Origin of the sequence: Trinickia acidisoli, assembly GCF_017315725.1 — a bacterium.
GTDB classification, from domain to species: domain Bacteria; phylum Pseudomonadota; class Gammaproteobacteria; order Burkholderiales; family Burkholderiaceae; genus Trinickia; species Trinickia acidisoli.
Window position 1 is genome coordinate 3,850,140 of sequence record NZ_JAFLRG010000001.1, and the last position, 26,447, is coordinate 3,876,586.

Annotated in this window: 24 protein-coding genes and 1 tRNA gene; 15 read left to right on the plus strand and 10 right to left on the minus strand. The window is 61.2% G+C overall.

From position 1 onward, the window contains the following. Positions 1-4: 4 nt before the first annotated feature. On the minus strand, positions 5-508 hold the full coding sequence (gene def / locus J3485_RS17700) for a peptide deformylase (RefSeq protein ID WP_206955305.1): 504 nt from the start codon (positions 506-508) through the stop codon (positions 5-7). 265 nt (positions 509-773) lie between these two features. Here def and dprA point away from each other — a divergent pair, with 265 nt between their 5' ends. The 3 genes from dprA (at position 774) to J3485_RS17715 (ending at position 5,475) form a co-directional block, all read left to right on the plus strand. Further along, the gene (gene dprA / locus J3485_RS17705) at positions 774-2,120 is read left to right on the plus strand and encodes a DNA-processing protein DprA (protein ID WP_206955315.1); all 1,347 of its coding nucleotides are present in this window, start codon (positions 774-776) and stop codon (positions 2,118-2,120) included. A gap of 75 nt (positions 2,121-2,195) precedes the next feature. Further along, entirely contained in the window at positions 2,196-2,573 is a 378-nt protein-coding gene (locus tag J3485_RS17710; protein WP_206955317.1) for a thioredoxin family protein, read from the plus strand. Positions 2,574-2,820: 247 nt separating this feature from the next. After that, positions 2,821-5,475, plus strand: coding sequence for a DNA topoisomerase III (locus J3485_RS17715; protein ID WP_206955319.1), 2,655 nt, complete (start codon positions 2,821-2,823; stop codon positions 5,473-5,475). 138 nt (positions 5,476-5,613) lie between these two features. Here the strand turns inward: J3485_RS17715 and gvmR are convergent, their stop codons facing one another. Together gvmR and J3485_RS17725 are read right to left on the minus strand one after the other, a co-directional pair. Further along, entirely contained in the window at positions 5,614-6,708 is a 1,095-nt protein-coding gene (gene gvmR, locus J3485_RS17720; protein ID WP_206955321.1) for a transcriptional regulator GvmR, read from the minus strand. 266 nt (positions 6,709-6,974) lie between these two features. Next, complete coding sequence (locus J3485_RS17725; protein WP_206955324.1) at positions 6,975-8,834, minus strand: phosphoenolpyruvate carboxykinase (GTP); 1,860 nt, start codon at positions 8,832-8,834, stop codon at positions 6,975-6,977. Positions 8,835-9,218: 384 nt separating this feature from the next. Here J3485_RS17725 and J3485_RS17730 point away from each other — a divergent pair, with 384 nt between their 5' ends. Beyond that, positions 9,219-10,232 (plus strand): D-2-hydroxyacid dehydrogenase family protein, encoded by a 1,014-nt coding sequence (locus tag J3485_RS17730; protein ID WP_206955325.1) that lies wholly within the window; start codon positions 9,219-9,221, stop codon positions 10,230-10,232. Positions 10,233-10,321: 89 nt separating this feature from the next. On the opposite strand, the gene J3485_RS17735 is transcribed toward J3485_RS17730, so the two are convergent. Both J3485_RS17735 and J3485_RS17740 read right to left on the minus strand, forming a co-directional pair. Beyond that, on the minus strand, positions 10,322-11,194 hold the full coding sequence (locus J3485_RS17735) for a patatin-like phospholipase family protein (protein WP_206955327.1): 873 nt from the start codon (positions 11,192-11,194) through the stop codon (positions 10,322-10,324). A gap of 47 nt (positions 11,195-11,241) precedes the next feature. Next, positions 11,242-11,646 carry a PaaI family thioesterase gene (locus tag J3485_RS17740; RefSeq protein ID WP_206955329.1) on the minus strand — a complete coding sequence of 135 codons (405 nt, stop codon included), beginning with the start codon at positions 11,644-11,646 and terminating at the stop codon, positions 11,242-11,244. Positions 11,647-11,981: 335 nt separating this feature from the next. On the opposite strand from J3485_RS17740, the gene J3485_RS17745 reads away from it, so the two are divergent. The 10 genes from J3485_RS17745 to J3485_RS17785 all read left to right on the plus strand — a co-directional run bounded on the left by J3485_RS17745 (position 11,982) and on the right by J3485_RS17785 (position 19,478). Continuing rightward, positions 11,982-12,057: transfer RNA gene (locus J3485_RS17745), tRNA-Lys, on the plus strand. 143 nt (positions 12,058-12,200) lie between these two features. Next, the gene (locus J3485_RS17750) at positions 12,201-12,911 is read left to right on the plus strand and encodes a helix-turn-helix domain-containing protein (RefSeq protein ID WP_206955330.1); all 711 of its coding nucleotides are present in this window, start codon (positions 12,201-12,203) and stop codon (positions 12,909-12,911) included. Positions 12,912-13,041: 130 nt separating this feature from the next. Beyond that, positions 13,042-13,749 carry a helix-turn-helix domain-containing protein gene (locus J3485_RS17755; RefSeq protein WP_206955331.1) on the plus strand — a complete coding sequence of 236 codons (708 nt, stop codon included), beginning with the start codon at positions 13,042-13,044 and terminating at the stop codon, positions 13,747-13,749. 21 nt (positions 13,750-13,770) lie between these two features. After that, a complete protein-coding gene (locus J3485_RS29285; RefSeq protein ID WP_277991609.1) occupies positions 13,771-13,896 on the plus strand; it encodes a hypothetical protein in 126 nt (41 codons plus the stop codon). Between the two features lie 455 nt (positions 13,897-14,351). Beyond that, on the plus strand, positions 14,352-14,543 hold the full coding sequence (locus J3485_RS17760) for a hypothetical protein (protein ID WP_206955332.1): 192 nt from the start codon (positions 14,352-14,354) through the stop codon (positions 14,541-14,543). Between the two features lie 155 nt (positions 14,544-14,698). Beyond that, positions 14,699-16,306 carry a replication endonuclease gene (locus J3485_RS17765; RefSeq protein ID WP_242538598.1) on the plus strand — a complete coding sequence of 536 codons (1,608 nt, stop codon included), beginning with the start codon at positions 14,699-14,701 and terminating at the stop codon, positions 16,304-16,306. A 128-nt stretch (positions 16,307-16,434) separates the two neighbouring features. Next, positions 16,435-17,307 (plus strand): hypothetical protein, encoded by an 873-nt coding sequence (locus J3485_RS17770; RefSeq protein WP_206955334.1) that lies wholly within the window; start codon positions 16,435-16,437, stop codon positions 17,305-17,307. 215 nt (positions 17,308-17,522) lie between these two features. Next, complete coding sequence (locus J3485_RS29550) at positions 17,523-17,780, plus strand: DUF4224 domain-containing protein (RefSeq protein WP_206955335.1); 258 nt, start codon at positions 17,523-17,525, stop codon at positions 17,778-17,780. A 37-nt stretch (positions 17,781-17,817) separates the two neighbouring features. Next, positions 17,818-18,747, plus strand: a complete 930-nt coding sequence (locus J3485_RS28950; RefSeq protein WP_242538599.1) for a tyrosine-type recombinase/integrase — start codon at positions 17,818-17,820, stop codon at positions 18,745-18,747. A 263-nt stretch (positions 18,748-19,010) separates the two neighbouring features. Continuing rightward, a complete protein-coding gene (locus tag J3485_RS17785) occupies positions 19,011-19,478 on the plus strand; it encodes a hypothetical protein (protein WP_206955337.1) in 468 nt (155 codons plus the stop codon). 78 nt (positions 19,479-19,556) lie between these two features. Here the strand turns inward: J3485_RS17785 and J3485_RS17790 are convergent, their stop codons facing one another. Then, positions 19,557-20,138, minus strand: a complete 582-nt coding sequence (locus J3485_RS17790) for a hypothetical protein (RefSeq protein ID WP_206955339.1) — start codon at positions 20,136-20,138, stop codon at positions 19,557-19,559. 310 nt (positions 20,139-20,448) lie between these two features. On the opposite strand from J3485_RS17790, the gene istB reads away from it, so the two are divergent. Then, the gene (gene istB / locus J3485_RS17795; protein WP_374192447.1) at positions 20,449-21,216 is read left to right on the plus strand and encodes an IS21-like element helper ATPase IstB; all 768 of its coding nucleotides are present in this window, start codon (positions 20,449-20,451) and stop codon (positions 21,214-21,216) included. Between the two features lie 529 nt (positions 21,217-21,745). Here istB and J3485_RS17800 read toward each other — a convergent pair. From J3485_RS17800 to J3485_RS17815, 4 genes are read right to left on the minus strand one after another with little or no spacing between them, the layout of a single operon-like run. Continuing rightward, positions 21,746-22,003 (minus strand): PAAR domain-containing protein, encoded by a 258-nt coding sequence (locus J3485_RS17800; RefSeq protein ID WP_206955342.1) that lies wholly within the window; start codon positions 22,001-22,003, stop codon positions 21,746-21,748. A gap of 12 nt (positions 22,004-22,015) precedes the next feature. Beyond that, the gene (locus J3485_RS17805; protein WP_206955345.1) at positions 22,016-23,104 is read right to left on the minus strand and encodes a DUF6708 domain-containing protein; all 1,089 of its coding nucleotides are present in this window, start codon (positions 23,102-23,104) and stop codon (positions 22,016-22,018) included. Between the two features lie 3 nt (positions 23,105-23,107). Next, positions 23,108-25,672: a T6SS effector BTH_I2691 family protein gene (locus tag J3485_RS17810; protein WP_206955346.1), complete on the minus strand. Its 2,565-nt coding sequence runs from the start codon at positions 25,670-25,672 to the stop codon at positions 23,108-23,110. After that, on the minus strand, positions 25,669-26,439 hold the full coding sequence (locus tag J3485_RS17815; RefSeq protein WP_242538600.1) for a DUF4123 domain-containing protein: 771 nt from the start codon (positions 26,437-26,439) through the stop codon (positions 25,669-25,671). Before J3485_RS17815 ends, J3485_RS17810 begins: the two co-directional genes overlap by 4 nt. Positions 26,440-26,447 lie beyond the last annotated feature (8 nt).

Here is a 26,447-nt window from a genome sequence, read left to right on the forward strand (position 1 = left end):
AGCGTCACATCGCGTGCGCGAGCTTCTTCATCTTCGTCTTGATGCGCGTCTGCTTGAGCAGCGACAGATATTCGACGAAGACGCGGCCCATCAGATGATCCATCTCGTGCTGAATGCAAACGGCCAGCAGGTCCTCGCAATCGAGCTCGAACGTCTCGCCCTTCTCGTTCAGCGCGCGTACGCGCACACGCTCGGCCCGCTCGACTTCATCGTAGATGCCAGGCACCGACAAGCAGCCTTCTTCATGGACCTGGCGCTCGTCGCTGGACCAGACGATCTCGGGATTGATGAACGCGCGCAACTGATCGTGCGTTTCGGAGACGTCGATGACGATGACGCGCTCGTGCACGTCGACTTGCGTCGCGGCAAGACCCACACCGGGCGCCGCGTACATCGTTTCAGCCATGTTGGCCACGAGCTTGCGGATGCGCTCGTCGACCTTCTCGACCGGTTTGGCGATTTTGTGCAGCCGCTTGTCGGGGTAATTGAGAATGCTCAGTAAAGCCATGGTGTCAAAAAGTCGTTGCGACGTTGCTCGGGTTTCGCGCAATTCTCGCTTACCTCTCGCGCCGGCGATTTCCGCGATGCGCTAGGCCGTTCGGCTAGCTGGCGCGGCCCTCGCCGACAATCGAAGATACGCTGAACCGCGCGCGCCGTCAGGCCGCTCGCAGCAATCATGCGCGCGCACCCGCAACGTCAATCAAATTTCGGATGGTGAAAATTTTATCACGGTGCTTGGGAGTTCGCAGGCTGCCGGGCGAAGGCGAGCGTCGATGCACGCACGGTCGATGACGCCCGAAGATCTGAGTGCGTGGCTCGCACTGGCCACGGCCCGCAGGCTTGCGCCGGCCGCGCTGCGCCTACTGCTGTCCGCCTTCGGCGACGCACGAACGCTGATCGCGCAACCCTTTCGCGCGCTCGCCGAAACGGCCGGCAATCCTGCCGCTCGCGCCATCGCCTCGGCGGCGCGAGCGGACGTGCGCGAGCAGTTCGAACGCACGCGTAACTGGTGCGCACTGCCCGGCAATGCGCTCGTCGCGCTCGATGATCCGTCCTACCCGAACGCGCTACTCAACATGCACGATCCGCCGCCGCTGCTTTACGTGAGCGGTGGGCTCGCATGGCTGCACGCGCCGAGCGTGGCCATCGTCGGCAGTCGCAATGCGACACCGCAAGGCATCGACGACGCCGCGCGTTTCGCACGCGAGCTCGCCGGCGCGGGGCTCGTCATCGTCTCCGGGCTCGCGCTCGGCGTCGATGCCGCGGCCCACCGCGGCGCGCTGGAAGCGGGAGGCACAACCGTCGCCGTGGTGGGAACGGGCGCCGATCTCGTCTATCCGGCCAAGCATCGCGCATTGGCGCACGAGATCGCGGCGCACGGCGCGATCGTCTCGGAGTGGCCGCTCGGCACGCCGGCCAAACCGGCCCACTTTCCGCAGCGCAATCGGCTCATTGCCGGGATGACCCAAGGCGTACTCGTCGTCGAAGCCGCCCTGCGCTCCGGCTCGCTCATCACCGCACGCCTCGCCAATGAAATGGGGCGCGACGTCTTCGCGATACCGGGATCGATCCACGCGCCGCTTTCGCGAGGCTGCCATCGGCTCATCAAAGAAGGCGCGATGCTGACCGAAACGCCGGACGACGTTCTCGCCGAACTCGGCCTGGCATCCGGTCCGCCCGCGGGTGTGCTCCGGGCCGACACCGCGGCCGCGGCGCCGATCGTCGCGGCAAGCACCGAGCACGCTTTGGTCGCGAAACCGAAGGAGGCCGTGCGCCCTGCCGCTTGCGGCTCCCCGAATCCACGCAGGCGCCCCCACACGGGCATCGGCGAGCCACGCGACGCTCCACTGCCACCGGCTGCGAGCCTGCCGCTGTTCGATGCAGCGGCCGATCCGCCGACGCCGACGCAGCGCCGAACGCAAACGCCTGCGCGGTCTCTATCCGCCCCCGCCGCGCGGCTGCTCGAGGCGCTCGGTCATGCGCCGGCCGCCCTTGAAATCCTGGCCGCCCGCACAGAAATGGACAGTGCGACGCTACAAGGCGCGCTGCTCGAGCTCGAGCTGCGCGGACACCTGACGGCGCAGCCGGGCGGCCGTTACGTTCGGCACGAGCGCGCTTGATGCGAAGCGGTAGCCGAATCGGGCGTGCTACAGTCCCCCAAACCATCATCGGGAACCAGAAAGAAGGAACGCATCATGCCCGCGCTGAACCTCGACACCGATTCAGACCGGATCGCCGAGCGCGTCAACGACCCGAACACGCTGCTCGTCGCTTGCCTGTGCGCACAGTGGTGCGGCACGTGCCGCGACTATTGCGAAACGTTCGATCGGCTTGCCGACGCGCATCCCGCCATGTGCTTCGTCTGGATCGACATCGAAACGCACGCGGACCGCTTCGACGACCTCGATGTGGAAAATTTCCCGACGCTGCTGATCGAAGACGGCGTCACGGCGCGTTTTTTCGGGACGGTCCTGCCGCACGGCGCCATCGCCGAGCGCTTGCTTTCCGACCTGACAGCCCTTCCCGGCGCCGTGGGCGCGCCGAAAGTGCGCCCGGCGCTTGCCACGGCCTGACCGTCATTGCGCGGCGCCGACACCGGGGCAAGCGTGGCACGCTCCGTGCATGCTCAGCACGCCGGTTCGTCGTCCGCAAAGGCTTGCGCCGCACGCGTCTTGGCGAGGCAAACCGGTGCCGGCGGCCATCCCCCGGCTCAGTGCTTTTTCGGGTGACGCGCCGCCGCTGCCGCGCCGTGTGCTATAAAGCGGTCGTCAAAGGAAACACAATCCGGGATCGGACCCCGGTCACTCAATCAATCCTGTCATGTCCAAAGCACTGATCATTGCGGAGAAGCCCTCGGTCGCGAACGACATCGCGCGCGCCCTCGGCGGCTTCGCCAAACATGACGAGTACTACGAGAGCGACGAATACGTGCTCTCCTCCGCGGTCGGCCATCTGCTCGAGATCGCCGCGCCCGAAGAATACGACGTCAAGCGCGGCAAATGGAGCTTCGCGCATCTGCCCGTCATTCCGCCGCATTTCGACCTCAACCCGATCGCCAAGAGCGAATCTCGGCTGAAGGTGCTGACGAAGCTGATCAAGCGCAAGGACGTCGAGCAACTCATCAACGCCTGCGACGCGGGGCGGGAAGGCGAGTTGATCTTCCGCCTCATCGCGCAACATGCGAACGTCAAGAAGCCGGTCCAACGGCTTTGGCTGCAATCGATGACGCCGGCGGCGATCCGCGACGGTTTCGCCCATCTGCGCAGCGACGCCGATATGCAACCGCTCGCCGATGCCGCGCGCTGCCGATCGGAGGCCGACTGGCTCGTCGGCATCAACGGCACGCGGGCGATGACCGCGTTCAACAGCAAGGGCGGCGGATTTTTCCTGACGACGGTCGGACGCGTCCAGACGCCGACGCTGTCGATCGTCGTCGAGCGTGAAGAAAAAATTCGTCACTTCGTGCCGCGCGACTACTGGGAAGTGCGTGCCGAATTCGTCTGCGCGGGCGGGTTCTACGAAGGCCGCTGGTTCGACCCGAAATTCAAGCGCGACGAACTCGACCCGGAAAAACGCGACTCGCGGCTTTGGAGCCTCGCCGCGGCCGAAACGGTCGTGGCCGCGTGCCGCGACCATATCGGCACGGTGACCGAGGAATCGAAACCCTCGACCCAACTCTCACCGCAGCTCTTCGATTTGACGAGCTTGCAGCGCGAGGCGAACGGCCGCTTCGGCTTCTCGGCGAAGAACACGCTCGGGCTCGCACAAGCGCTGTACGAAAAGCACAAGGTCTTGACCTACCCGCGTACCGACGCGCGCGCGCTGCCCGAGGACTATCTCGAGACAGTCAAGAGCACGCTCGAAATGCTCAAGGAGAGCAACAACTACCTGCCGTTCGCGAAGCAGGCGCTCGACAAGGGATGGGTCAAGCCGAACAAGCGCATCTTCGACAACTCGAAGATCAGCGATCACTTCGCCATCATCCCGACGCTGCAGGCGCCCAAATCGCTGTCGGAGCCCGAGCAAAAGCTGTACGACCTCGTCGTCAAGCGTTTCCTCGCCGTGTTCTTCCCCGCGGCCGAATATCGCGTCACGACACGCATCACGGAAGTAACGGGGCACCACTTCAAGACCGAAGGCAAGGTGCTCGTCGAGCCGGGCTGGCTGCAGATCTACGGCCGCGAGACGAGCGGCGAAGACGCCAATCTCGTGCCCGTGCAAAAGGACGAGAAGGTCAAGACGGACAAAATCGCGGCGCATGGCCTGACCACGAAGCCGCCCGCGCGTTACAACGAAGCGACGCTGCTCTCGGCGATGGAAGGCGCGGGCAAGCTCGTCGAGGACGACGAACTGCGCGAAGCCATGGCGGCCAAAGGCCTCGGCACGCCGGCTACGCGCGCGGCCATCATCGAAGGCCTACTCGGCGAGAAATACCTCGTGCGCGAAGGCCGCGACTTGATTCCGACGGCAAAAGCGTTTCAGTTGACCACGCTGCTGCGCGGGCTCGGCGTGAAGGAACTGACGGCGCCCGAGCTGACCGGCGAATGGGAATACAAGCTTGCGCAGATGGAGCGCGGCAAGCTCGCGCGCGACGCGTTCATGCAGGAAATCGCCCGCATGACGCAGACCATCGTCAAGCGCGCGAAGGAGTACGACTCCGATACGATTCCCGGCGACTATGCGACGCTCGCAACGCCCTGCCCGAACTGCGGAGGCCAGGTCAAGGAGAACTACCGGCGCTTTGCTTGCACGCAATGCGACTTCTCGATTTCGAAGATTCCCGGCAGCCGCCAGTTCGAAACCGAGGAAGTCGAAACGCTGCTCGCGCAGAAGACAATCGGGCCGCTGTCGGGCTTTCGCAGCAAGATGGGGCGCCCCTTTTCGGCCATCCTCAAGCTCTCGTTCGACGACGAGACGAAGAACTACAAGCTCGAGTTCGATTTCGGCCAGGACGCCGGTGGCGAGGACGGCGAAGCGCCTGATTTCTCCGCGCAGGAAAGCGTCGGCGCTTGCCCGAAGTGCCATGCGCGCGTATTCGAGCACGGCATGAGCTACGTATGCGAGAACTCCGTGGCGAATCCGAAGACGTGCGACTTCCGCTCGGGCAAGGTGATCCTGCAGCAGGAGATCGCGCGCGAGCAGATGGCGAAGCTGCTCGGCGAAGGCCGCACCGATTTGCTGACGAGTTTCAAGTCATCACGGACGGGCCGCAATTTCAAGGCCTATCTCGTCAAGCAAAGCGACGGCAAGATCGGCTTCGAGTTCGAAAAGAAAGAGCCTTCGGCCAAGACGGCGGCCAAGAGCGCGTCCCGCACGGCAGCCAAGTCGAACGCGGAGGTCGACGGCGCCGAAGAAGCCGCCGCGGCCACGCCGCCGGCCAAGAAAGCCGCCCCCAAAACCGCGACGAAAACAACCGCCAAGGCCGCGGCTAAAACGCCGGCCAAGCGGGCGACGGCGAGAAAAATCAACGCCTAAACGCGTCGAGGCTGCACGGTAGAAGAAACGAAGCGAGCGCACAGGTGCGCTCGCTTTGCTTTCGTCATGTCAAACGTCGCACATCACGCCACGCCTTGGCCGCAATCGGACCGAATCGACGTGCATACCGCCCTATCGCTATAGCGGCGAGGATGTGCTCACGCGCGCGCGTGTCGGCCGCGCCATCTTGCGCATAGCGCTATCGCGCCGGCCGCCGAACGCCTCGCTTTCGATTTCGTAGGCCTCTTCGTCCGCGTCGATGGATTCGTCGATCTGCGGCGACACCGGCATGGCCGACGGCTCCGGCGCATCCTTGAGCCAGAGTTCGCCGAGCGTGCTGTTCGGCGTTTGGCTGAAGTGCTCGACGAGATGGTCGATGAACGTCCGCACCTTGGCCGGCAAGTGGCGGCGGCTCGGGTAACCGATGTTGATCTCGACTTGCGGCAGCCGGTAATCGGACAGCACGCGCACGAGATTGCCGCGCGTCGCATCGCTGCCGATCAAATAGCTCGGCAGGATCGCAATGCCCATGTCGAGCAGCGCGAACTGACGCAGCATCTCCGTGTTGTTCGCGATGATGACGTTCGACGGCCGCACGCGCACTTCGCCTTCCGGCCCCGTAAAAATGCGCTCGTCGCCCCAATATTCAGTCGGCAAGCTCAGGCAGGCGTGCTCGAGCAGTTCCTCGGGCCGCGTCGGCGTGCCGTGCGTTTCCAGATACGCGGGCGTCGCGCAGACGATCATGCAGCCCGTCGTCAGGCGGCGCGTAACGATGCTCGCACTGCGCACTCTCTGCGCAATGACGATACCGACGTCGAAGCCTTCCTCGACGAGATCGACGCTGCGATCGACGAGCGTCAGGTCGGGAATGACTTTCGGATAACGTTGCGTGTACGTTTGCAGCAAGGGGGCAAGATTGTGCAAACCGAACACGACCGGGGCTACGATCCGCAGCGTGCCGACGGGCTCGTGATTGCGCGCGACAACCATTTGCTCGACGTCTTCGAGCTCATCGAGAATTTGGCGGGCGCGCTCGAGATAGACCTGGCCCGATTCGGTCAGCGAGAGACTACGCGTGGTGCGGTTGAGCAGGCGCGTGCCGAGGCGGCCTTCGAGATCGGCCACGTGACGCGTGGCCACGGCGTTGGAGATATCCATCGCGCCGGCTGCACGAGCGAAACTACCGAGATCCGCCACCTTCACGAACACACGCATTGACTGCAAATGATCCATTGACGACTCCTGCCGCTTGTTGTTGGCCAGAAAAAAATTCCCGCGCCAATCCGTAATTGTCCTACGACTTTGAAACGCGTGCAGAGTTGCGAGCGCGGCGACTTTTTATTTCGCAGCAAGAAATAAGCAGCAACAAATCTCGCCATGAAAATTCATATGGTGAAAATTCGCGCCAGATTATTGTGCATATAGAGAAAAAAACCGCCCGAAGGCGGTCTTTAGTCTCATTCTCGGCGCCCATCGCGCCGAGCGAGTGCGCGAGAACGTCAAGCTGGGGTCAGACGGTTTTCAATTTCAGCTTTAGTCTGAGCCAGCGCCGTCGGCAGCCGATGCCGCAACGAATCGAAGAATTCGGCATGCAACGAGAGTTCGCGCCGCCAATCGGCATCGTCGACGGAAATGACCTGCTCGAATTGCTCACGCGTAAATTCGAGCCCGTTCCAATCGATATCCTCATAGCGAGGCGACACGCCGAACGCATGATCGGAGCCGGCCGCGCGCCCCTCGATACGCCCGATCATCCAGCGCAAGACGCGCATGTTCTCGCCGAAACCCGGCCAGACGAATTTGCCGTCCGGCCCCTTGCGGAACCAGTTGACGCAAAAGATCTTCGGCAGCTTCGCTCCGAGCGTGTCGAGCCGCGCGCCGACCTTGAGCCAATGGTCGAAATAATCGCCCATGTGATAGCCGCAGAACGGCAGCATCGCGAACGGATCGCGCCGCACGACGCCTTGTTTGCCGGCCGCGGCGGCGGTTGTCTCCGAGCCCATCGTCGCGGCCATGTAGACGCCCTCGCCCCAATTGCGCGCCTCGGTCACGAGCGGCACGGTGCCCGAACGCCGACCACCGAAGATGAACGCATCGATCGGTACCCCTGCCGGATTTTCCCAATCGGGATCGACCGACGGGCATTGCGAGGCGGGCGCCGTGAAGCGTGCATTCGGATGGGCAGCCTTGCGCCCCGTTTCCTTCGCAATCTCGGGCGTCCAATCGTTGCCCTGCCAATCGACGACGTGCGCGGGCGGCGTATCGGTCATGCCTTCCCACCAAACGTCGCCGTCGTCGGTCAAGGCCACGTTCGTGAAAATCACGTTGGCCTTCAGCGTCGCCATGGCGTTGAAGTTCGTCTTCTCGCTCGTGCCGGGCGCAACGCCGAAATAACCGGCCTCGGGATTGATCGCGTAGAGCCGCCCGTCCTTGGCGGGCTTGATCCAGGCGATGTCGTCGCCGATCGTCGAGATCGACCAGCCGTCCATCGTCCGCGGCGGAATCAGCATCGCGAAGTTGGTCTTCCCGCAGGCCGAGGGGAACGCCGCCGCCACGCGATATTGGCGGCCTTCATGAGACGTGACGGTCAGAATCAGCATGTGCTCGGCGAGCCAGCCTTCCTTGCGTCCCATCGTCGACGCGATCCGCAACGCGAAACATTTCTTGCCGAGCAGCGCATTGCCGCCGTAGCCCGAGCCAAAGCTCCAGATCTCGCGCGCCTCGGGGAAATGGACGATGTACTTGGTCGGATTACAAGGCCAGGAGACGTCGGCTTGGCCCGCGGCGAGCGGTGCGCCGACCGAATGGACACAGGGAACGAAGTCGCCGTCGGTGCCGAGCACTTCGTACACCGCGCGACCCATGCGCGTCATGATCCGCATGTTGACGACCACGTAGGGGCTATCGGTCAACTCGATGCCGATATGCGCGATCGGCGAACCGATCGGCCCCATCGAAAACGGCACGACATACAGCGTACGGCCGCGCATGGCGCCGTCGAAGAGCCCCTCGAGCGTGGCGCGCATCTCGGCGGGCTCGGTCCAGTTGTTGGTCGGACCCGCGTCGTCGCGGTGCTCAGAGCAAATGAACGTGCGGTCCTCGACACGCGCGACGTCGGACGGATCCGAACAAGCGAGATACGAGTTCGGACGCTTTTCGGGATTCAAACGCGTGAGCGTACCGGCCTGGACCATCAGTTCGCACAGGCGATCGTTTTCCTCCTGCGAACCGTCGCACCAAACGACGCGCTCGGGCTTCGTCAGGGCGGCGATGCGTTGGACCCAGTCAATCAGCTTGCGATGTTTGACGTAAGCAGGCGCTTCAAATGTGGTGAAGCCTCCAAAGGCGGAATGATTCATCGAGCAGTCTCCGTTTTGTGATCGTTAAGAAGGAAACGGGCTTGGCTCGCTGACGCTGCATGCGAGAGACGCGTTCGTACGCGTACGCTGCGCGTACGAACGGGTGCGTCAGGAGCGGGAAAGCTTGCCGCCGAGCGTGCACGATTCGTGCGCCGCGCGGGCCGTGCGAGCCGATTGGCGCGCGCACGTCATCTGCGGCTTGCGCGCCGGCGCGACAAGCTGTTAAAAAGAAACGGTCCTGCCTAGTGAAAGCCGTGAGCATCGTAACGAAGCGTGTTGCATCGCTCATGCCAGCTTGTACTCCAGTCAACCGGTTGGAACTGACAAGCATATCACTGCGTCTATTGCGTACATCTTGCGCTGCAACACTCATCTCCCAACCCTATGAAGATTGCCATCCTCGACGACTACCAGGACGCCGTCCGCAAACTCGATTGCTTCCAGCTACTGACCGGTCATGACGTCAAAGTGTTCAATAACACGGTGCGCGGCCTTGGACAGTTGGCCAGCCGGCTCGCGGAGGTCGAAGCTTTGGTGCTGATCCGGGAACGTACGCGCGTCACATCGCAACTGCTCGACAAGCTCCCGCATCTACGCATGATCAGCCAGACGGGCAAAGTGTCGAATCACATCGACCTGCCCGCTTGTACCGAGCGCGGCATCGCCGTCCTCGAAGGCGTCGGCTCGCCCATTGCGCCGGCCGAACTCACGTGGGCGCTCATCATGGCGGCACAGCGCCGCATTCCGCAGTACGTCGCGAACCTGAAACAAGGCGCCTGGCAGCAATCGGGGCTGAAGACCTCGGCGCTGCCGCCGAACTTCGGGCTCGGCACCGTGCTGCGCGGCCATACGCTCGGCATCTGGGGCTACGGCAAGATCGGCCGACTCGTGGCCGGCTACGGGAAAGCGTTCGGCATGCGCGTGCTGATCTGGGGCCGCGAGCATTCGCTCGAAGCCGCGAAGGCCGACGGCTACGAGGCCGCGGCGAGCCGCGAGGCGCTGTTCGAAGAGAGCGACGTACTGACACTGCACCTACGCATGCACGACGAGACGCGCGGCATCGTCAAGCAAGCCGATTTGCTGCGGATGAAGCCGACGGCGCTGTTCGTCAACACGAGCCGCGCCGAACTGCTCGAAGACAACGCGCTCGTGAACGCCCTGTCGCACAATCGGCCAGGCATGGTCGCCATCGACGTCTATGAAAGCGAACCGATCCTGCAGGGCTACGGGCTCTTACGTATGGAGAATGTGATCTGCACGCCGCACATCGGCTATGTCGAGCGCGAAAGCTACGAGCTGTATTTCAGCGCGGCGTTCAAGAACATCCTTGCCTTCGATGAAGGGGATACATCGAGCGTCGCCAATGCCGAGGCATTGAACGTCGCGCGACGGCGCTGATCCGACGAGCGTCTCGCTTGCGAGGGCTGTGCGCGTCTTGGTTCACGCGTCCGGCCTTCGCTCGCAGTCGTTCGTCGTTCAGATTTCGTCTATGTGGATTCGGCGGTCAATTCCGAAAGCTGCGGCAAACGGGTGAGGAATGCTTCGCCGTCGGCGCGGCCGAGATCATATGCGGGCTGCATCAGCGCCGGCTGCGTGTAGTCCCAGCTCGAGATCGGCACCTTACGCGAGGGCTGAACGTAGAGACGCTGCTGTGCGCCGTGCGAAACCACGAACGTTTGCGGATGCGGATAGCGACGCGTGACCAAGACCAGCACGCGGCCGGGCATCTCGTCGAGCGCGCCGACGGGCACGTTGTCGACCATGCCGCCGTCGAGCACGGGGCGCCCGTCGCGCCGCAAGACCGGCGTGAACGGTGGCGTGCACGACGATTGCAAGATCAGATCCGCGAGTTCGTCGACCACCGCGCAATCTTGAACACGCACGAACTCGGGCCGAAAGCCGAGCGCGTGGCCAAGGGTGGGGTGTAGCACTTTGCGCACGTGCTTGTCGATGTTGTAGGCGATGAGGCCAGCCGCGACCGACGTGCGAGCGCCGAGCCACCGCGGCACGCGCGAGACGCCGACCCGGATCTCGGGCGCGCCGGCGAGCTTGACGAAGGGCTCGCCGTAGATGTCGAGCAACGCTTGGCGATAGATCGCGTAGTGCGGGAACACGGCGGCCCCGCGCCGCCACAGATTGCCCCAATAGACGTTCTTTTTATTGTGGCGAAGCACGTCTTCGTAATAGCGCATGACCCATTGCGAATCGCGCGTGTAGAGCATGCACGCCGTCGCCGCGCCGGCCGAAACGGCTGTGATGACGCGCGGCGCGAGCCCGAGTTCGGGTTGAACGACGTCCCAGAAGCCGGCCTGCCACCAGCAGCGATTGCCGCCGCCTGCGAACACGACCTGGTCGAACATAAACGATTCCTTTGTCAGGGGACGCCGCGCGACGAACGAGCGGGCGCTCAGTTGACGAGCGAGTAGGTGGTCGTTGCGTGAACGGCCATCTTGCCGTCTTGATCGACGAGTTCGATTTCGCCGAAGACGAGATTGCGGCCCATGCGCAGCACGCGCGCGGTCACGAGCACGTCGCCTGCGCGCACGGCGCGCATGAAGTGGATGTTGAGCGAGACCGTCGTCATCGGACGAAACTCGCCGAGCGCCGACGAGATGGCGACGATCATGGCCGTATCGGCTGCGGCCATGAACACTTGGCCGCAGATCACGCCGCCCGAGTGTCGAAATTCGCCCGAAAACGGCAGCCGCAGCGTGACGCTTTCGTCGGAGACCGAGACCGGCTTGAGCGCGAGCGAGCGCACCCAGGGAGCGAGGATGCGATCGAGCAAGTCGAGGATGGCGGTTTCTGTCATGACGTGTCTCCTGTGGACCGCGTCGAGGCGGGTCGGCTCTTGGGCTTTCGACCATCGCTTCGGCGCCTGACATTCCATGCGGAGCGTTTGCTCGGATTCCGTGGGCGGTTGGGCGGGCGCTTGGCGCTCGCGTTGGCCCCATCTCCGGCAGCGGTGTCGCACAGGTGCGGCGTTGCGGTGCCGCCATCATACCGGGACGGAAAAAATCGTATCAAAGAACAACGCAGGCGCGCCGGCGGGAGTGGGGGTGCGGCGAGCGGACGCGGAATTTTTGAACAAATGACGAAAATGGGCTAGGCAAGCATAAAAAAGTCCTGCATAATTCGCAGTCTCTTGGGGCGTTAGCTCAGTTGGTAGAGCAGCGGACTCTTAATCCGTAGGTCGAGTGTTCGAGCCACTCACGCCCCACCAAGGAATTCAAGGGCTTAGCGTTCGCTAAGCCCTTTTCGCTTCTACAATCCCGCCGCGCGATCTACAAAAATCTAAGCGCTAGTGCATGTCGTGGAAGCCGCAATATGGCTGTCATCGCAGGAGTAGCCGGAGGACAAGCGCACATGAGCAAGGGAAAAGAATCGAACCCGCGATCGTCAAAATCGCCGACCTCGAAGGTTAGTACGCCCGAAGACGGGGTGGGCAAGCGCATTCAACAGAAACGCACCGAATATGGTTGGTCACAGTCTGTGCTGGCCACCCGAACAAAGCTCGCCGACGTGAATGGAGAAGGGATCTCGCGCACCGTCATCAGCGGGTACGAGACGGGCGAATATAAACCGGGTGCAAGAGAGATAAGGGTTCTGTGCGAGACACTGAAGGTCTCTCCAAACTGGCTCCTGTACGATCGGGAAGCGCCATTCGAAGCGCTCCAACCGAGCATGGAGATGACTACTCTACGTCCGAACGAGCATGAAGCGGGCGTGCCGATGAGGATGGCGTTCGCGATATCCATGTTGGAGCCACACGAACGCGATGCGCTCTACAGCCTCGTCCTATCGATGGCGGGTAGGAAACTCGGGGACCGCAAGCTGTCGAGCTTGCTGTACTCAGCGTCGCTGATCAGCGACGCTGTGCTGAAAAAACTGAAAGAAGACTACGCCGACATCTTTGAAGGTCGTTCTTTGAGCGATGCTTTGGAGAAGGTCGCATTGGAGATGAGCGAAGCGATGCTTACGAACTGGGGCAACCGGCTCAACCTTGAAGAGGACGACGGCGAACAGGGGCTCGTGCTTAAAGGGGGCAAGGAGTTGTACCCCACCAAGTCAAATTGATCGGCTACGGCCGATTTTTTTTGCCCCCAATGGACAGAAATCACGACATTTGACAGTTTTCTTGACGGTTACGAAATGACGGCTTATAGTTCAACCGTCGTCATTTCTGTCATATCGAGGGGAAACCAAATTGGCCGCGATTCAAATCTCACCTGACGCCCTGAGGCGGGCGCGGCGAGCCGTAGGCGTCACTCAGGCAAAGCTCGCCGAAGACACGGGCGTGAACGTCACGCTCATCAAGCATTTCGAAACGTTTCGAATCAACGCGCTCCCGCTGTCCGCGCAGGACGCGCTGGTCGAATACTTCAAGGAAAAGGGCGTTGACATCAGCGCCGAGGAATCCAGCAAGTCGACGAACGACAAGCCGGCGATCTCGCCCGTACCTCGTGGCGCGTTTCCCGTTCCTCCGGGAACCGTCGCACCGCGAATGAGCTTCACCATAAGCGAGAAACTGACCGATCAGGAAGTTGAGTCGGCTCTCGCACGCATGGACGAGAACGATGAAGAAATCTCGGACCTCATGCGGAAAGTGACCTCGAAAGGGTTGTGGGGCGGCTACACCGATGAAACCGTCTTGGACAGCCAGAGGCTATTCGGCCTGATGGCGGAAAACTACATGCTGTTTCGCTACATGCAGGGGACAAACTTCCTCGCGGACCTCGATCATGACGCGAAGGATGAAACGCATGCGCACATCGTGCAGCGGAAGGCGTCCGATTCGGGCTCGCCTCTCGTCGCGCAAGTATCACTCGATGGCGCGGACGAAAAGGTCAACGCGAAGGCCGCAGCAGGCTCGAAAGCGCAGACCAAGGGCCAAGCCAGCCAACAGGGGGCCTGAGAAATGGACGCTCCGTTCCCTATGCTGACTGGAAAGGGCAGCAGCGTCGCGACGCTCGTCGTCGGCGCACTCGTCATGTGGGCTGTGGTCGCCGCGATCAAGAATCAACAGCCGACCGCTACAAACCCGCTCGTATCCACCGGTTGACCGTGCGCGGCGCCTAGGCAAGCGCCCCGTCCCAAATTTCGAGATACCCCGCCGAAGGCGTCGAACGCCCCGGCGTGGATCCACTCATCCTGACGAAACGCAATGCGAGGCTCGGCAATGAACACGAGAACTCACCCGGCAGTGACAGGCAAACGGGCCAAGTCGGCGCGCATACACGCATCAGCACTCGGCGGCTTCACGATGGATGGCCCGTACTTCCGCCACCGCTCACATGTTGCGAACGCTCTCGACCGCTTCTTTTATTGGCTGGGGGCCTAACGTGGAAATCGATGTGTTCAGTAGCGGGATGAGTGGCGCTCACCAAGCGTATGTCGAAGGATGCGCCGCGTTCATTGCGGGAAAAGACGTTTGGGATAACCCCTACCTCCCAAGCTCGAACGAATGGAGCGCGTGGCGACAGGGCTTCTGCGGCGAAACGTCGCGGAGCATCAACGATGAATAATTCCGTCGCCTTCGTTGAAATCGGCTGCTACGTCGAAGATGGCGAACCGGGATACGCCGGCACGAATCACTTATCGTTCGTCGCGCGCCGGCCACCGTGCGTCGCGCACGTTCGCGCAACACCGGTCGGCGCCGCGGCGCTCGATCGCATCCTGCGCGACCGTCGCGCCGGGAGGGGGCGGTAATGTGGGTCTACGCGCATACGATTGACCACACCCTTCCGACGTTGCCGGCCATGCAGAGCGCCCGCCAACGCTTGCCGTTCCGCTGGTACAAGCGGGCGTATCGAAAAGCAGAGGAAGCTGGCCGCAACAGCGCTCAGCGCGCGAACGCGCCGCACATGTTTGACTTGAATGCGGCCGAGCAAAGCGCGGCCGCATTCCTCGAAGAGCACGCTCCGGATACGTTGCCGGTGCGCCCGAACGCATCCGACATAGAAATCTGTGAGAAGGCGCGGCGGATCGCCAACGATTTCCAGTTGCGCACGCTGGGGCTCACGAACGATGACGCGCTCACCGTAGCGAAGGCGACGTGCAAGGCTTATGGCGTCGTCCCGCCCGCCTTCGATCGGCCGGCCGACCAGGTCGCGCGGCTGCGCTGCGCACTGTGGTGGCGCCGGCAGTTTCGGAAGCTGCATATCCGTGGGCTTGAGCATTCGAATATCCGCCTCCACTACGTCCACTACCGATCAGACCCGTATGCAAGCGATGACGCAGTGCGCCGCCGCCTCGCGCAGAACCAACGCAACGCCGCGACGTTGGAGGCGGTAACGCTGGAAAACGAACTCGGGCACCGCTTCACCTTGGCCGAACTCGCGGCGAAGAGCATTTCGAACAAGGCGCTCAAGCGCGGCGAGTTGATGACGCGCCTGCGAGGCTGCGAGGAATTGGCCGTCGATGCACGCATGCGTGGCGTCATGTTCTCGCTGACGTGCCCTAGCAGGTTTCACGCGGTGAGCCAATGCGGGACGCGCTTTCGCCCGAACAGGAAGTACCAAGGATCGCACCCACGCGATGCGCAAGCCTACTTGGGGAAGGTGTGGGCGCGTATCCGCGCGCAGTTGAAGCGCGACGGCGTGACCTACTTTGGCATGCGCGTGGCCGAGCCAAACCATGACGGCACGCCCCATTGGCACGGCATCGTTTTCGCCGATGACGTGGATCGATTCTGCGCAGTCATGCGTGCGCACGCGCTGCGCGACTCGGGCGACGAGCGAGGCGCAGCCAAGCATCGTGTCGATTTCGTGCCCATCGATGACGCGAAGGGCTCAGCCGCCGGCTACATCGCGAAGTACATCGCGAAGAACATCGACGGCCACGGCGTCGGGGACCACAAGACGAAGGAAGGCTTCGTCGTCACAACCGACATGCTCGGCGACGTGGAAATCACGCCATCGATGCGTATCGAAGCCTGGGCCGCGATGTGGGGCATCCGGCAGTTCCAACAGTTCGGCGGGGCACCGATCGGCGTGTGGCGCGAACTGCGGCGCGTGAAGGAAGCAGACCTACCGAGCGAGAGCGAATCGCCGGAAATTCGCGCAGCGTGGCGCGCGGCGCAGAAGACAGAAGGCCATCGCGCGGATTGGGCGGAATACGCGCGCGCGATGGGTGGCGTCGCGGGCGAAGCGCGACGCATCTCCGTGAAGTACACAGCCGAAATGCGCGAGGGCCGCTACGGCCTGCGCCTCGTGCGCGCTCCGCACGGTGTCGCCGCACAAGGGCTCGCACACATCGTGGACGGCATCTGCGATTACCGCCGCATAGCGGAGATTTTCGTCCCGGCGACGCGTTACGAGTGGAAGGAGGTTCAGCGCAGCGCCGAAGGCGCGAGCACTCGGACTCGTGTCAATAACTGTACGCACGACGGCAGCGAAACACATCCGCACGAAGCCGATTACACCGAGGACCGCCCAAACCAACCCGTGAAAAACGACGTGCTGCGAAGGTGATCTCCTCGATTTTCGAGCCTCGTCCCATCAATTCCATAAGCAGGACCGACCACATTGAAGCGAAAAGGCTCTCGATGCGACCAAGCACGTACGTAGCCTGACGCCAACCGAACATAACGAATAAGACGATGCGATACGAACCATCTGAACCACAAACGATTGCGGCCGAGCTTCACGATGCGACGGTAACAAGAATTCCAATTCGTGAGCGGCAACAGAGCGAGGAGAAGGATGCGCGGCGCGACACGCTGCGAATGATGAGGGTGTCCGAGCAGCGCGGGTTCGGCGCCGCGCATCGCGACGTTGATGCACGACATCCCAATATCGCCAAAGTTTGGAGCTACCCTGCGGTAACATTCCCGGCCCGCCGTGAACCGAAGGGCAAGGGGAAAGATGCACCCTTCTTTGGCATGCCCGATTGGTATCGCGAAGCGATGAAGCGGCAGAGCGTCACGCCCGGCGAGTTCGAGCACTGGCGGCGCTACTTCGTGAACCTGACTCCGGATGAGTGTGCGGCACTGTTTCGAGTCAGCAAAAAGACAATCGGGAATTGGGAAAAGGGCAAAAGCCCCATCCCATTCTCGGCATGGTACGTCATGCATTGCCACCTCCAAAACCCGGAAGTCTGGTTGAGCCGATGCGGTTTTACGGACCTCTATGTAGAGTATCGAGACGGCAAGGCCTATCTGTGCAGCGCCGAGTATCCTGACATCCGATTTACGCACGGCCAGTTGGCCTACTACACCCAGGCAATGGGTCATCTCGATTCCGTGCAAGCCGAAAGCGAGCGCGCGAAGGCTCGAATCGCCGAACTCGTCGAGGAAAATACCGAGCTTCGAAGGATGTTCAAGGGCCATCACGTCAAGACACAGTTGGAAGGCATGCAGGCCCAAATTGGCGAACTGCTGAGCCGGCTGCACACGGCAGACGTGTATTCGTTCCCCGTCGAGGGGGAAGGCGACGCGGAACCAACGCCGGTCACCGCAGCGGGGGCGCGATGAGAAAGCAATTCAAGCTCAACACGGCCGTCAGCGCACTGGCAAACATGGCCCGTTTGCGCATGCACATCATCCGAAAAATGAAGAAACCGTATCGGCCGCACGCAAGGCTCGGCCGCGTTCTCGCGCATCGTCGCGCGCAGCAAAGCGAGCGCCGATCTATCAGTACGCGTCCTATGTGCCGGCGCGTGCGGTGCGGCTCACGGATGAGGTAGGGCATGTTCCTTTCAAAAATCGAACTCGAAGATCTGACGGGATTCGTCCGATCTGCCAAGCAAATCGAATGGTTGCAGGCGAACGGTTGGCGGTTCGCGGAAGATTCGCAGCGCCGTCCAAAGGTTGCACGCAGCTATTTCGAGGCACGGCTTGGCGCAACACAGTCAGCCCCGGAGGCATCCCCAGCGGCAGCAAACCGGCCGCGTTTCGAGGCGCTGCGCGGAACACGTACGACCCGGGGGGCGGAGCATGGGGCGTAGGCGACAAACGAACCTTGACCTCCCGCCACGGATGCACATGAAAGAAGGCCGCTACTATCACGTCGGAACATCGCTGCCGCGCCAGTGGACGCCCCTCGGGGCCGATCTGAATGAAGCGAGGCGCAAGTGGGCCGAAATCGAAGCTGAGCCGGCGCAAGACGACGACCGGGCCTTCGCGGTCGTCGCGCGCCGCTACACGCGAGAAGTGCTGCCAACAAAATCGCCACGGACGCGCAGCGACAATCTCAAGGAGCTAGAGAACCTCAAGGCCGTGTTCGGGGCGATGCCGATCGACGCAATCACACCGGTCCACGTGCGCGAGTATCTGGACATTCGAGGGGAAACTGCGAAGGTGCGCGCGAACCGCGAGAAAGCGCTGTTGAGTCATATCTACAACAAGGCTCGAGAGTGGGGTTACGCGAGCACATCGAACCCGTGCGCGGGCGTCAAAGGGTTCCGCGAGAGCGGGCGGGACATCTACGTGACCGACGAGGCGTTCCGAGCCGTCTATGCCGTCGCGCATTCGACGCTGCAAGACGCGATGGACGTTGCCTACCTTACCGGGCAACGCCCGGCCGACGTGCTCAAAGTGAAGCGAGCGGACATTCGGGGCGATCACCTACATATCGTCCAGAACAAGACCGGGAAGCACCTGAGAATCGCGGTCGAGGGTGAGTTGAAGGCGGTCATCGAGCGCATCATCGCTCGGCCCAGGAAGATGACGGGCACGAACCTGTTGCAGAACGACGACGGCACGCCGGTAAGCCCGTTCGAACTGCGATCGAGATTCGACAAGGCCCGCAAGCTGGCGGGCGTTTCGTTCCAGTTTCGCGACCTCCGGGCAAAAGCAGCGAGCGATACCGGGGACCTCGCGCACTCGCAAAAGTTACTCGGACACCAGAGCCGAAACATGACGGAGCACTATGTCAGAACGCGCATCGGGGAACGCGTGAGGCCGGTTCGCTAAACACAGACAGCCCAGTTACGACGGTCGCAACTGGGTCAACGAAACCGGTTGCACGGCCATCATTAGGACCAACCAAGCCATCCCAAAGCCGGTTGAGGGAGGCGGGCGGGACAGTTGCGGCGGTTACAGCGATTAGAGTCGTTGACTTGCGCAACTGATTGCGCACAACCCGATACTTCAAATCCGCCCCTCCCCCAGCGTCGCGCCCTTCGGCATAATGCCGCTCGATGGACTGACGAAAAAGGTACCACCACGGGGCAGATATGAACCTAAGCACAGCAGCCTTTCCCGCGATTCTCGCCGCGCTCGCGTCCGGTGTCTTCGCCCTGGTCGGGGTAGTCGTCACGTCGACGCTCGCACAGCGGCGCGAACATGAGTCAGGTTGGCGCCAGACGAAGCTCGAACACTATCAAGAGTACGTCTCGGCGCTGTCGAGCATCGTCTCGGGCCGTTCGACGCCTGAGGCACAGCATCGTTACGCTGACGCGGTGAATGCACTAGCGCTCGTTGCTTCTCCTGCAGTGTTGGACGCGGTTCAAGCCTTTCAAAAGGAAATTTCCTACCGTAACACTGCGCGAAGCGGCGAAAAGCACGACGCCTTGTTGAGCGCGGCGTTCCATGCGATGCGCCAAGATGTGCAGCCCGGCCGCATTGCCGGAACGCCCCGTGCAATTCATCTACTTGCACCACCGCCGATAATGACCGGAACTGACAAAGCCCCGGACCAGTGACAAGTCTTTCCCGGCGTCGCTTTAACCGACGCAATCAATCGCCGGATGAAAGCCTATTAAAAGCGACGGTCGCGACGGCTACCGCTGGTCGCGGAGGTGGCCCACGTACGCTCCACTCTCCGGTTGCAACTCGAATAGCACGCCTTTTCGCTCACTTAAAGCTGCAGCCTGTCGGTCATCCACCGCGACGCTAATTCGCGACAAACGCACCGGCGCAGATGCGCCGACAAGCAGCGCGAATACCTCGATGGTGTATGTGCCGGCCGCGAACTCATACGCCGAACGATGCACCGATAGAACGAAATGATGGTTCGCTGACACTCCCGTTTGTCCAACGTACAAGCCGCTACCCGGCGTGATATGGGTGGCCTCGCCGTGGCCCCAGAAGCTGAATGTTTCGCCAATGCCGTCGCGCGACAGTTTCGCGTGCATACTTTCGATCACCTGCCCCTTCACAGACGTGCTGTAGAGCAAAGTTCGCAAGAATATCTTTGCCGTCCATTTGGGGACTGGATCAAAGCCGAAAAACACCACAGATGGTCTCGTCATGCACAGACGGCCCCGCCGCAGCCATGCGAAATACATTGTGCTCACCGAGACCGCAAGCGACATCAACGAAATTACGATGCCGCCGATAGCTATGATTGTCGCGTCCGTCATCCGGGCTCCAAGACGATAGGTCAATTCGATGCGTTCACCATCTACAATCAGCGCCGCCCCCCAGATGTGGCGAGGCTTCCGAGGGGACACAAGGCAGCGACTTTGTAGAAGCATGGGAAGCGCAACGCATTGATTTTACTGTGGTTTACACGTGCCTCTTAATCCGTAGGTCGAGTGTTCGAGCCACTCACGCCCCACCAAAGAATTCTGTAGTTGAAAATCAAGCACTTGCGAGCGATCGCGGTGCTTTTTTTTCGTCTATAGCCAGCGCGTGCAGGCGTCAAAAACTGGCCTTTGCCGGAATGAACGTATTGCCGGCCTATGCACGCAGCTCAAGCTCGACTGTATGGCCCGCGATTGGGGCTCGCTCGCGCAGCACGCGGCAACGCGTGATGCGAGCTTGGCCGACTTCCTGGAGCAACTGCTACAGGCGGAATTCGATGCGCGCGAAGAACGTAAGCGGCAGACGCTCACGAAGCTCGCGTCGTTGCCGAGCATCAAGACGTTGGAGCAATACGACTTCGCCTTCGCCAGCGGCGCACCGCGAGCGCAGATTCAAGAGTTAGCTAGCTTGGCGTTTATCGAGCGCGCCGAGAATGTGGTGCTGCTCGGCCCAAGCGGCGTCGGCAAGACGCATGTTGCGAGTGCGCTTGCCTATCGCGCGACGCAGGCGGGCATCAAGACGCGGTTCATCACGGCCGCCGACCTGATGATGCAACTGGCAACAGCGCGGCAGCAGAATCGACTGAAGGAGTTCTTCAATCGAGCGGTCGTCGGACCGAGGCTACTCGCAATCGACGAAATCGGCTATTTGCCGTTCGGGCGCGAGGAAGCGGACCTGTTCTTCAACGTCGTCGCCAAGCGCTACGAGCGCGGCGCCATCGTATTGACGAGCAACTTGCCGTTCACGCAATGGGCTTCGGCGTTCGCCGACGACCAGACGCTAACGGCAGCGATGCTCGACAGGTTGCTACATCACGCGCACATTGTGCAAATCAGCGGCGAGAGCTACCGCTTAAAAGACAAGCGCAAAGCTGGGCAAACGAGCACGCGGGCGGGCGCGAAGGCCGCCACGTGATAAGGGCCCGGGTGGGTCAGTTTTACTTCGTCGATTCGCCGGAAAGTGGGTCAGATTTAAATCGGCGTTGACAGCTACGCCCCCTTCTTGAAATCGGATGCTCACGGCGCCGTCGTCCGACACAAAGACAAGCGGCAAAATGGCAATCGAGGCGAACTTCGCCAGCGCGGCGGCGTGGTGTTGGTTCATCGTAGATAAATATTTGGGGACGGTCGACCTGAGACGTGACCTCCTGTCGCCCTAAACAAAACAGCCTGGATGCCCTCACTCGCTTGCCGGAGCACCGGGCTAGCCCGAACACTTGCGTTCGTCGGGCATCAGAGACAGTCGTTGCGGCAACCTGCGTCAGCGCTCAGAAACTGTGGAGCCAATCTACATAACCTCGGGAGGCAATCTAACGCCAACCGATCAGGTTCGAAGTGCCCGATTGTCGACCAAGCTTACTGGCGCGAAGTTTCCTGCGTCCACGCCGAAACGCGAGCGGAAATGTTGTGAAATCTGCTCTCCAGAGAGGGCTGACGTGCCGGGGCTACAACGACGAGATCAGTCGAGCGCCGCATTCGGTCGGGTCGTTGTGATACGCGACCGGCTTACCGTGATGATTGCGCTGGCTGTTCTCCGGAAGGATCTTGAAGTTTCCCTTGCATTGCGGACACCACGTCATGTCGTCCTTCAAGGCGACGGGCACGCCCAACGCTTTCAGGTCGTCGCTCGCGGTGATCACTTGGCCGCCATGTGTCGTCGTGTCGTTCAGACGGATTACGCCACGCCCGCTTTCATCTTTCATTTGCAACCTTCCTCATGCTCGCCTCACTGCAAGGCGTTGGTCAACACTCGGATCCTTGAGCCAAGCTGCTGCATGCAACCGGCCGTCCGGTTCTCCGCTCCAACCTTCGGTCCGCGCCTTCGGATCATTCGGGTACTCGCCTCGCTGCTGGGCCAGCACAGTGTCGCCCCAGCCGACCGGTGTGCCGGAGCGTGGCTCGGCGTTGGGGTCATTCGGGTCGATCTTCGAAATCTTTTCAATCGACTCCGGCCAGATGGGCGCACGACAGGTCGCGTTGGCGAGAATGCGCATGACCGTGAACACCGCAATGAACGGCATCATGATCATGCGCCAGAAGACAGGAGCCCGCATGCCCACACTATAGAGCGAGAACAGGAACGATTCCCGCGGTGTCTCGTTTTCGGTGTGGAAGAGCATCGGTTTAGGCAAGCCGCTAGGACCGTCGTTCATGTACTTGCACCAGTAGTTCCATTGCGCAAGCGCAAGTTCCACTTCGACCGCGCCCACCCACTCTCGGCCGATCGAGAACACGCGGGTTACGTTGCCCTGGTTGTCAACCGTGTAGTGCCGAATGTGGTACACGGTATTGAACTGCGTGACTTCCTTGTGCAAACAAAAGAGGGACTCTGCGGCCCACGGCGCCTCCCAGACAACGTCGCCCTCGCCCGGCTTTGCGAAGAATCGCCGGGCGCGAATCGCATACAGCTTCCGAGCCTCGCGATGGAACCGGATCGGCCGGTAGCGCAGGCCGAAGAACAAGCCTCGGCCCACCTTCCAGACAATAGCTGCAAAGACAAGTGAGATCCCTGCTGCCGCGATATTCCCCAGCACGCCTCCGGCGTATGGGTAGCGGACGTTGGTTAGCCAGTAAACATATGGCCCGATCCCGATGAAAGCGGAAGCAAAAAAGACCCCCGTAATGAACCACTGTTTCTCTAGAAACGCGGGTTCCGTCGCGTCCATGTATGTCGCATTGATTCTGAATATCGATCCGGTGTCCCACATATCTGGACTCATGGGTCGATCGATCTGCAGTTGGTGTTCCATGTCCCATGCGGGCACGGGCTTACCTATACAGTTCTTCATTAAACGTTCGTCCATACACTAGCCTCCCGCCGCCGAATTAAACGCCTGCAATTCAGCATCCAGCGAATCATAGTGCTCGCCCCTACCAAATTTGCACCGCGATATCCAGTCTTTAATCGCTGAGGCCTTAACCTTAGCGATCGCCACACCAACCAGGATCGAAAGAATCAAAATCGGCCAGAAGAAGGGGATTGAGCCCAGAAATGCCGCGACCGCACAATATGCTCCAAGCCCGCCGCTAGCGACGTACAGCCATCCCAACTTCGACTCATGATTTCCGAAGGCTTCAGGCGCATTGTGAAACAGGTCATAGCCTGCAAGCACCAGCCCAGCAATCGCGCCGAGAGCCCGCCCTCCGTATTTTCCGTACTCCGAATAGCGTTCGGCGTTCGCCCAATGCTTCATGATGAATGCCGACAATGGATGGCTTTCCGACTTCGCAACGGTTTCTGACGCCGTTTCGATCACGTTCCCCATTACCGACGCGATACACGCGGCGAACTTCATCGTGTTTTCGCCCCGGTTAAATTGATCGCTGCCGGACAAGTCCTGCGTGGCGAACACAAGCGTCGCCATCTGGAACACCGCGGTCGCGACGCCTAGGTTGAACTCACTGGGTGAGCCAAGCCACTTTTTCGCGGTTTCCACTCCCGGCACCTTGATGGCCTTGATCGCGCTGGCATTCAGTTTCCCATCTTTAACGAGCGCATCGGTGTCCATTTCATAGGCGACGATATTTGGATCGGACGGTGGAGCCGCCTTCGTGACCTCCTTCCCAACCTGAGTCGCCGCCGCGCGCCTTTCCGTTCGATCACCCTCCAGATCAAGACCCGCCTCTTTGGCTTGCTCCAATGTCCAGTCGCGTATCGCGAGCTTGCTGACCTGCGATGGCTTGAGCCGAACGCCCGCTTGAAGCGACAGCCGGATGGTGATGTATCCGAGGGCCGCGTTGCGAACGCCTTTCGTCAGAATTGCAACGACCTGGTTAGCGGTGGTAACGAGCAGTCGATCACGTAGATTGGCTCTCTTCTCGAGCTTCTCGACCTCCGAGACGGCACCTTTATAGATATTGAGAAAGTTCTCGTACTGAATATCCGAACCGTGAACTTGTGCGTCCGCCGCCTTCATCAACTGTTCGTAATTGAACATCAACGCTCGTGTGTAGACGTTGCGCGTATCGGCCGCCTTTTGGCTTAGCCAATCGTCGAGTACCTTCTTACACGCTTCCGTGCCGGCTGCCGTGCCGATCGCCTGTGCACACGATTCACTGTACGCATACCCGCTACGGATGTCGTGTATGTCATGATTGCCCGCCATCCAATCGGCGAGAAGCTGCGAGTTCAACCAGTCAGCATGCGCTTGGACAAGGGGTTGCCATTTCGGCTTAAACGCATCGAGCGCGCGTTGGTATTCCTCAGGGAAGCGTTTCAGCGACTCCTCATCAATCACGCTAATCCGCTTACCGTCCGGCCCAATTTTGGTCGATGCTTCTTCCCAAGCTTCGTTGGCAGCCTCCTCTTGTGTCGCGGGGATGTTGTCCGTCTTCTCTTGTACCTCTTTTGCAGCTTGATCGAGACTCCCGGTCTTTATCCACGCACGTAACATATTGAACGCGCCCATCGGATCTGCGACGGCCGGCATACGCGCTTCGATGTTAGCCTTGTTCGCTTCTTCAATGACCTTCGAGCCACCATAAGTCAGGTTCGTTAGCGCCTTCGCGTCAGCTCGAATGCCGGACTCGGCACGGTCCAAGAGTTGGGCCGAAATGTACTTCCAGTAAATCTGCTCGTCGAAACCGTTGTTCCGATTCGGAACGGTCAGCTCGGCGAGATCATTCGCAATGCCGACCGGGTCGTTCACTGCGACAATGAAGCCCTTCTTGAAAGGGGATTGCGCCATCGCTCCCCCGATGCGCTTTGCGGTGTTGCGCTGACGTAGGCGGATTTCGTCTTTAGGTGAGCGATTGCTAAAGCCGAACGCGTCCTTCATCGCTTTGTCGTCCATCGCGAAGTGCGCGACCTTGCCGTGGGCCGCTTCGAACTCCCCCGTGTCGGCCGCTCCGCCGGCAATCATCGCCGTTACGTTGATGCATTGCATATGCTGCTTGCGCCATGCCGCATCGCCAATCTTGTTGTGAACGAGCTCTTTCGTCCATCGGACATTCGACCACCCGATCCAAAAATTGGTTGCCTCATCCGTCGAGGGCGTATGTTCGACACTAACGCACCTTCCTAGAGACTCGAAGTCCATTTCGCCTCGGCTGATGCAGCTTTGGGTCAGCGCATCCTTGGCCCCGGGCGGCGGCGTCGTGTCGGGCGGAAAATGCCATAACGAGCCGTCATCGAGGACCATGTAGGCGTCAAGCCGCTTGCGCTTCTCATCGTAGGTGTACAGATACCCCTGGCGCAGTCCCCGCAAAGTGTATTTCGCGGCGCCAACCGACTTCGGCGCACGGCCGTCGATTTTGAAATTGCCCGACAAATCGGGGGCTTTCGCCGCACCACGCGGACAAGCGACGGCATACCGAACAGGATAGATCAGTACCGACTGGCGATCGCACAGCGGACAGCCTTTTGTTGTCATCGTTTCGATCCTTGTATTTCGGCGTCGATCGCGAAGTCATCCCGCACTCGCTGCGACATGAACCCCACAAGCACATCGACATCCTTCGTATCGCTACTCAATTCCAATTCGGAAAACAGCCCATCGAGTGTCGCAGGGAGTCGAGTGGCTAGCTCGACCGACAGGGCCGGTAGGCGACGCAGCACGCGATCAGCGACTTCGCTGTGATTGATGCGGGTCCATTGCTCTGGACGCGGCCAGCCCAACGGGCGATCGTCATCCGCGGCCTCCTTGGGAGCATTCGTGACACTCCATCGGTGGCCCGCCCACGCAAACTGCCACTCGCGGATCGGGCCAAGCAGTGCTTGTTGCTGCATCGAATCGAGAATCGCCAGCGTCAGCGTCAATACGCGTGGATCGTAATAACGCCAGAAGGCCGCCTTGCCGTCTGCTCCCGGCCCCACCAGGTGGCGTGCCAAGTGTTCGCTGACTGCGTCTGCGTCAGCCTCACTATCAAGCCATGCGCACACCACCGGCGGCCGCTCCACGTATGCTTCCGCCATCCAGCACTCCGTCGCTAGCGCCCGCGTTTCGTCGTCCAACGCAGCCACATCGACCAGTTGCGGCATCAGTTCCTCGCGGTGCGCGAGTATCCGTGGGGTACAGGGCCGCATATTGACTTCGGCCAGTTCGGGCACGTGAACTAGCGCTGCCGGTTCGATTAGCAAGAAACCGCGGGTCAATGGTCCTGAGAGGTTGGAGGCGGCCTGCATCTGAGAAATCGTCATACCGGATC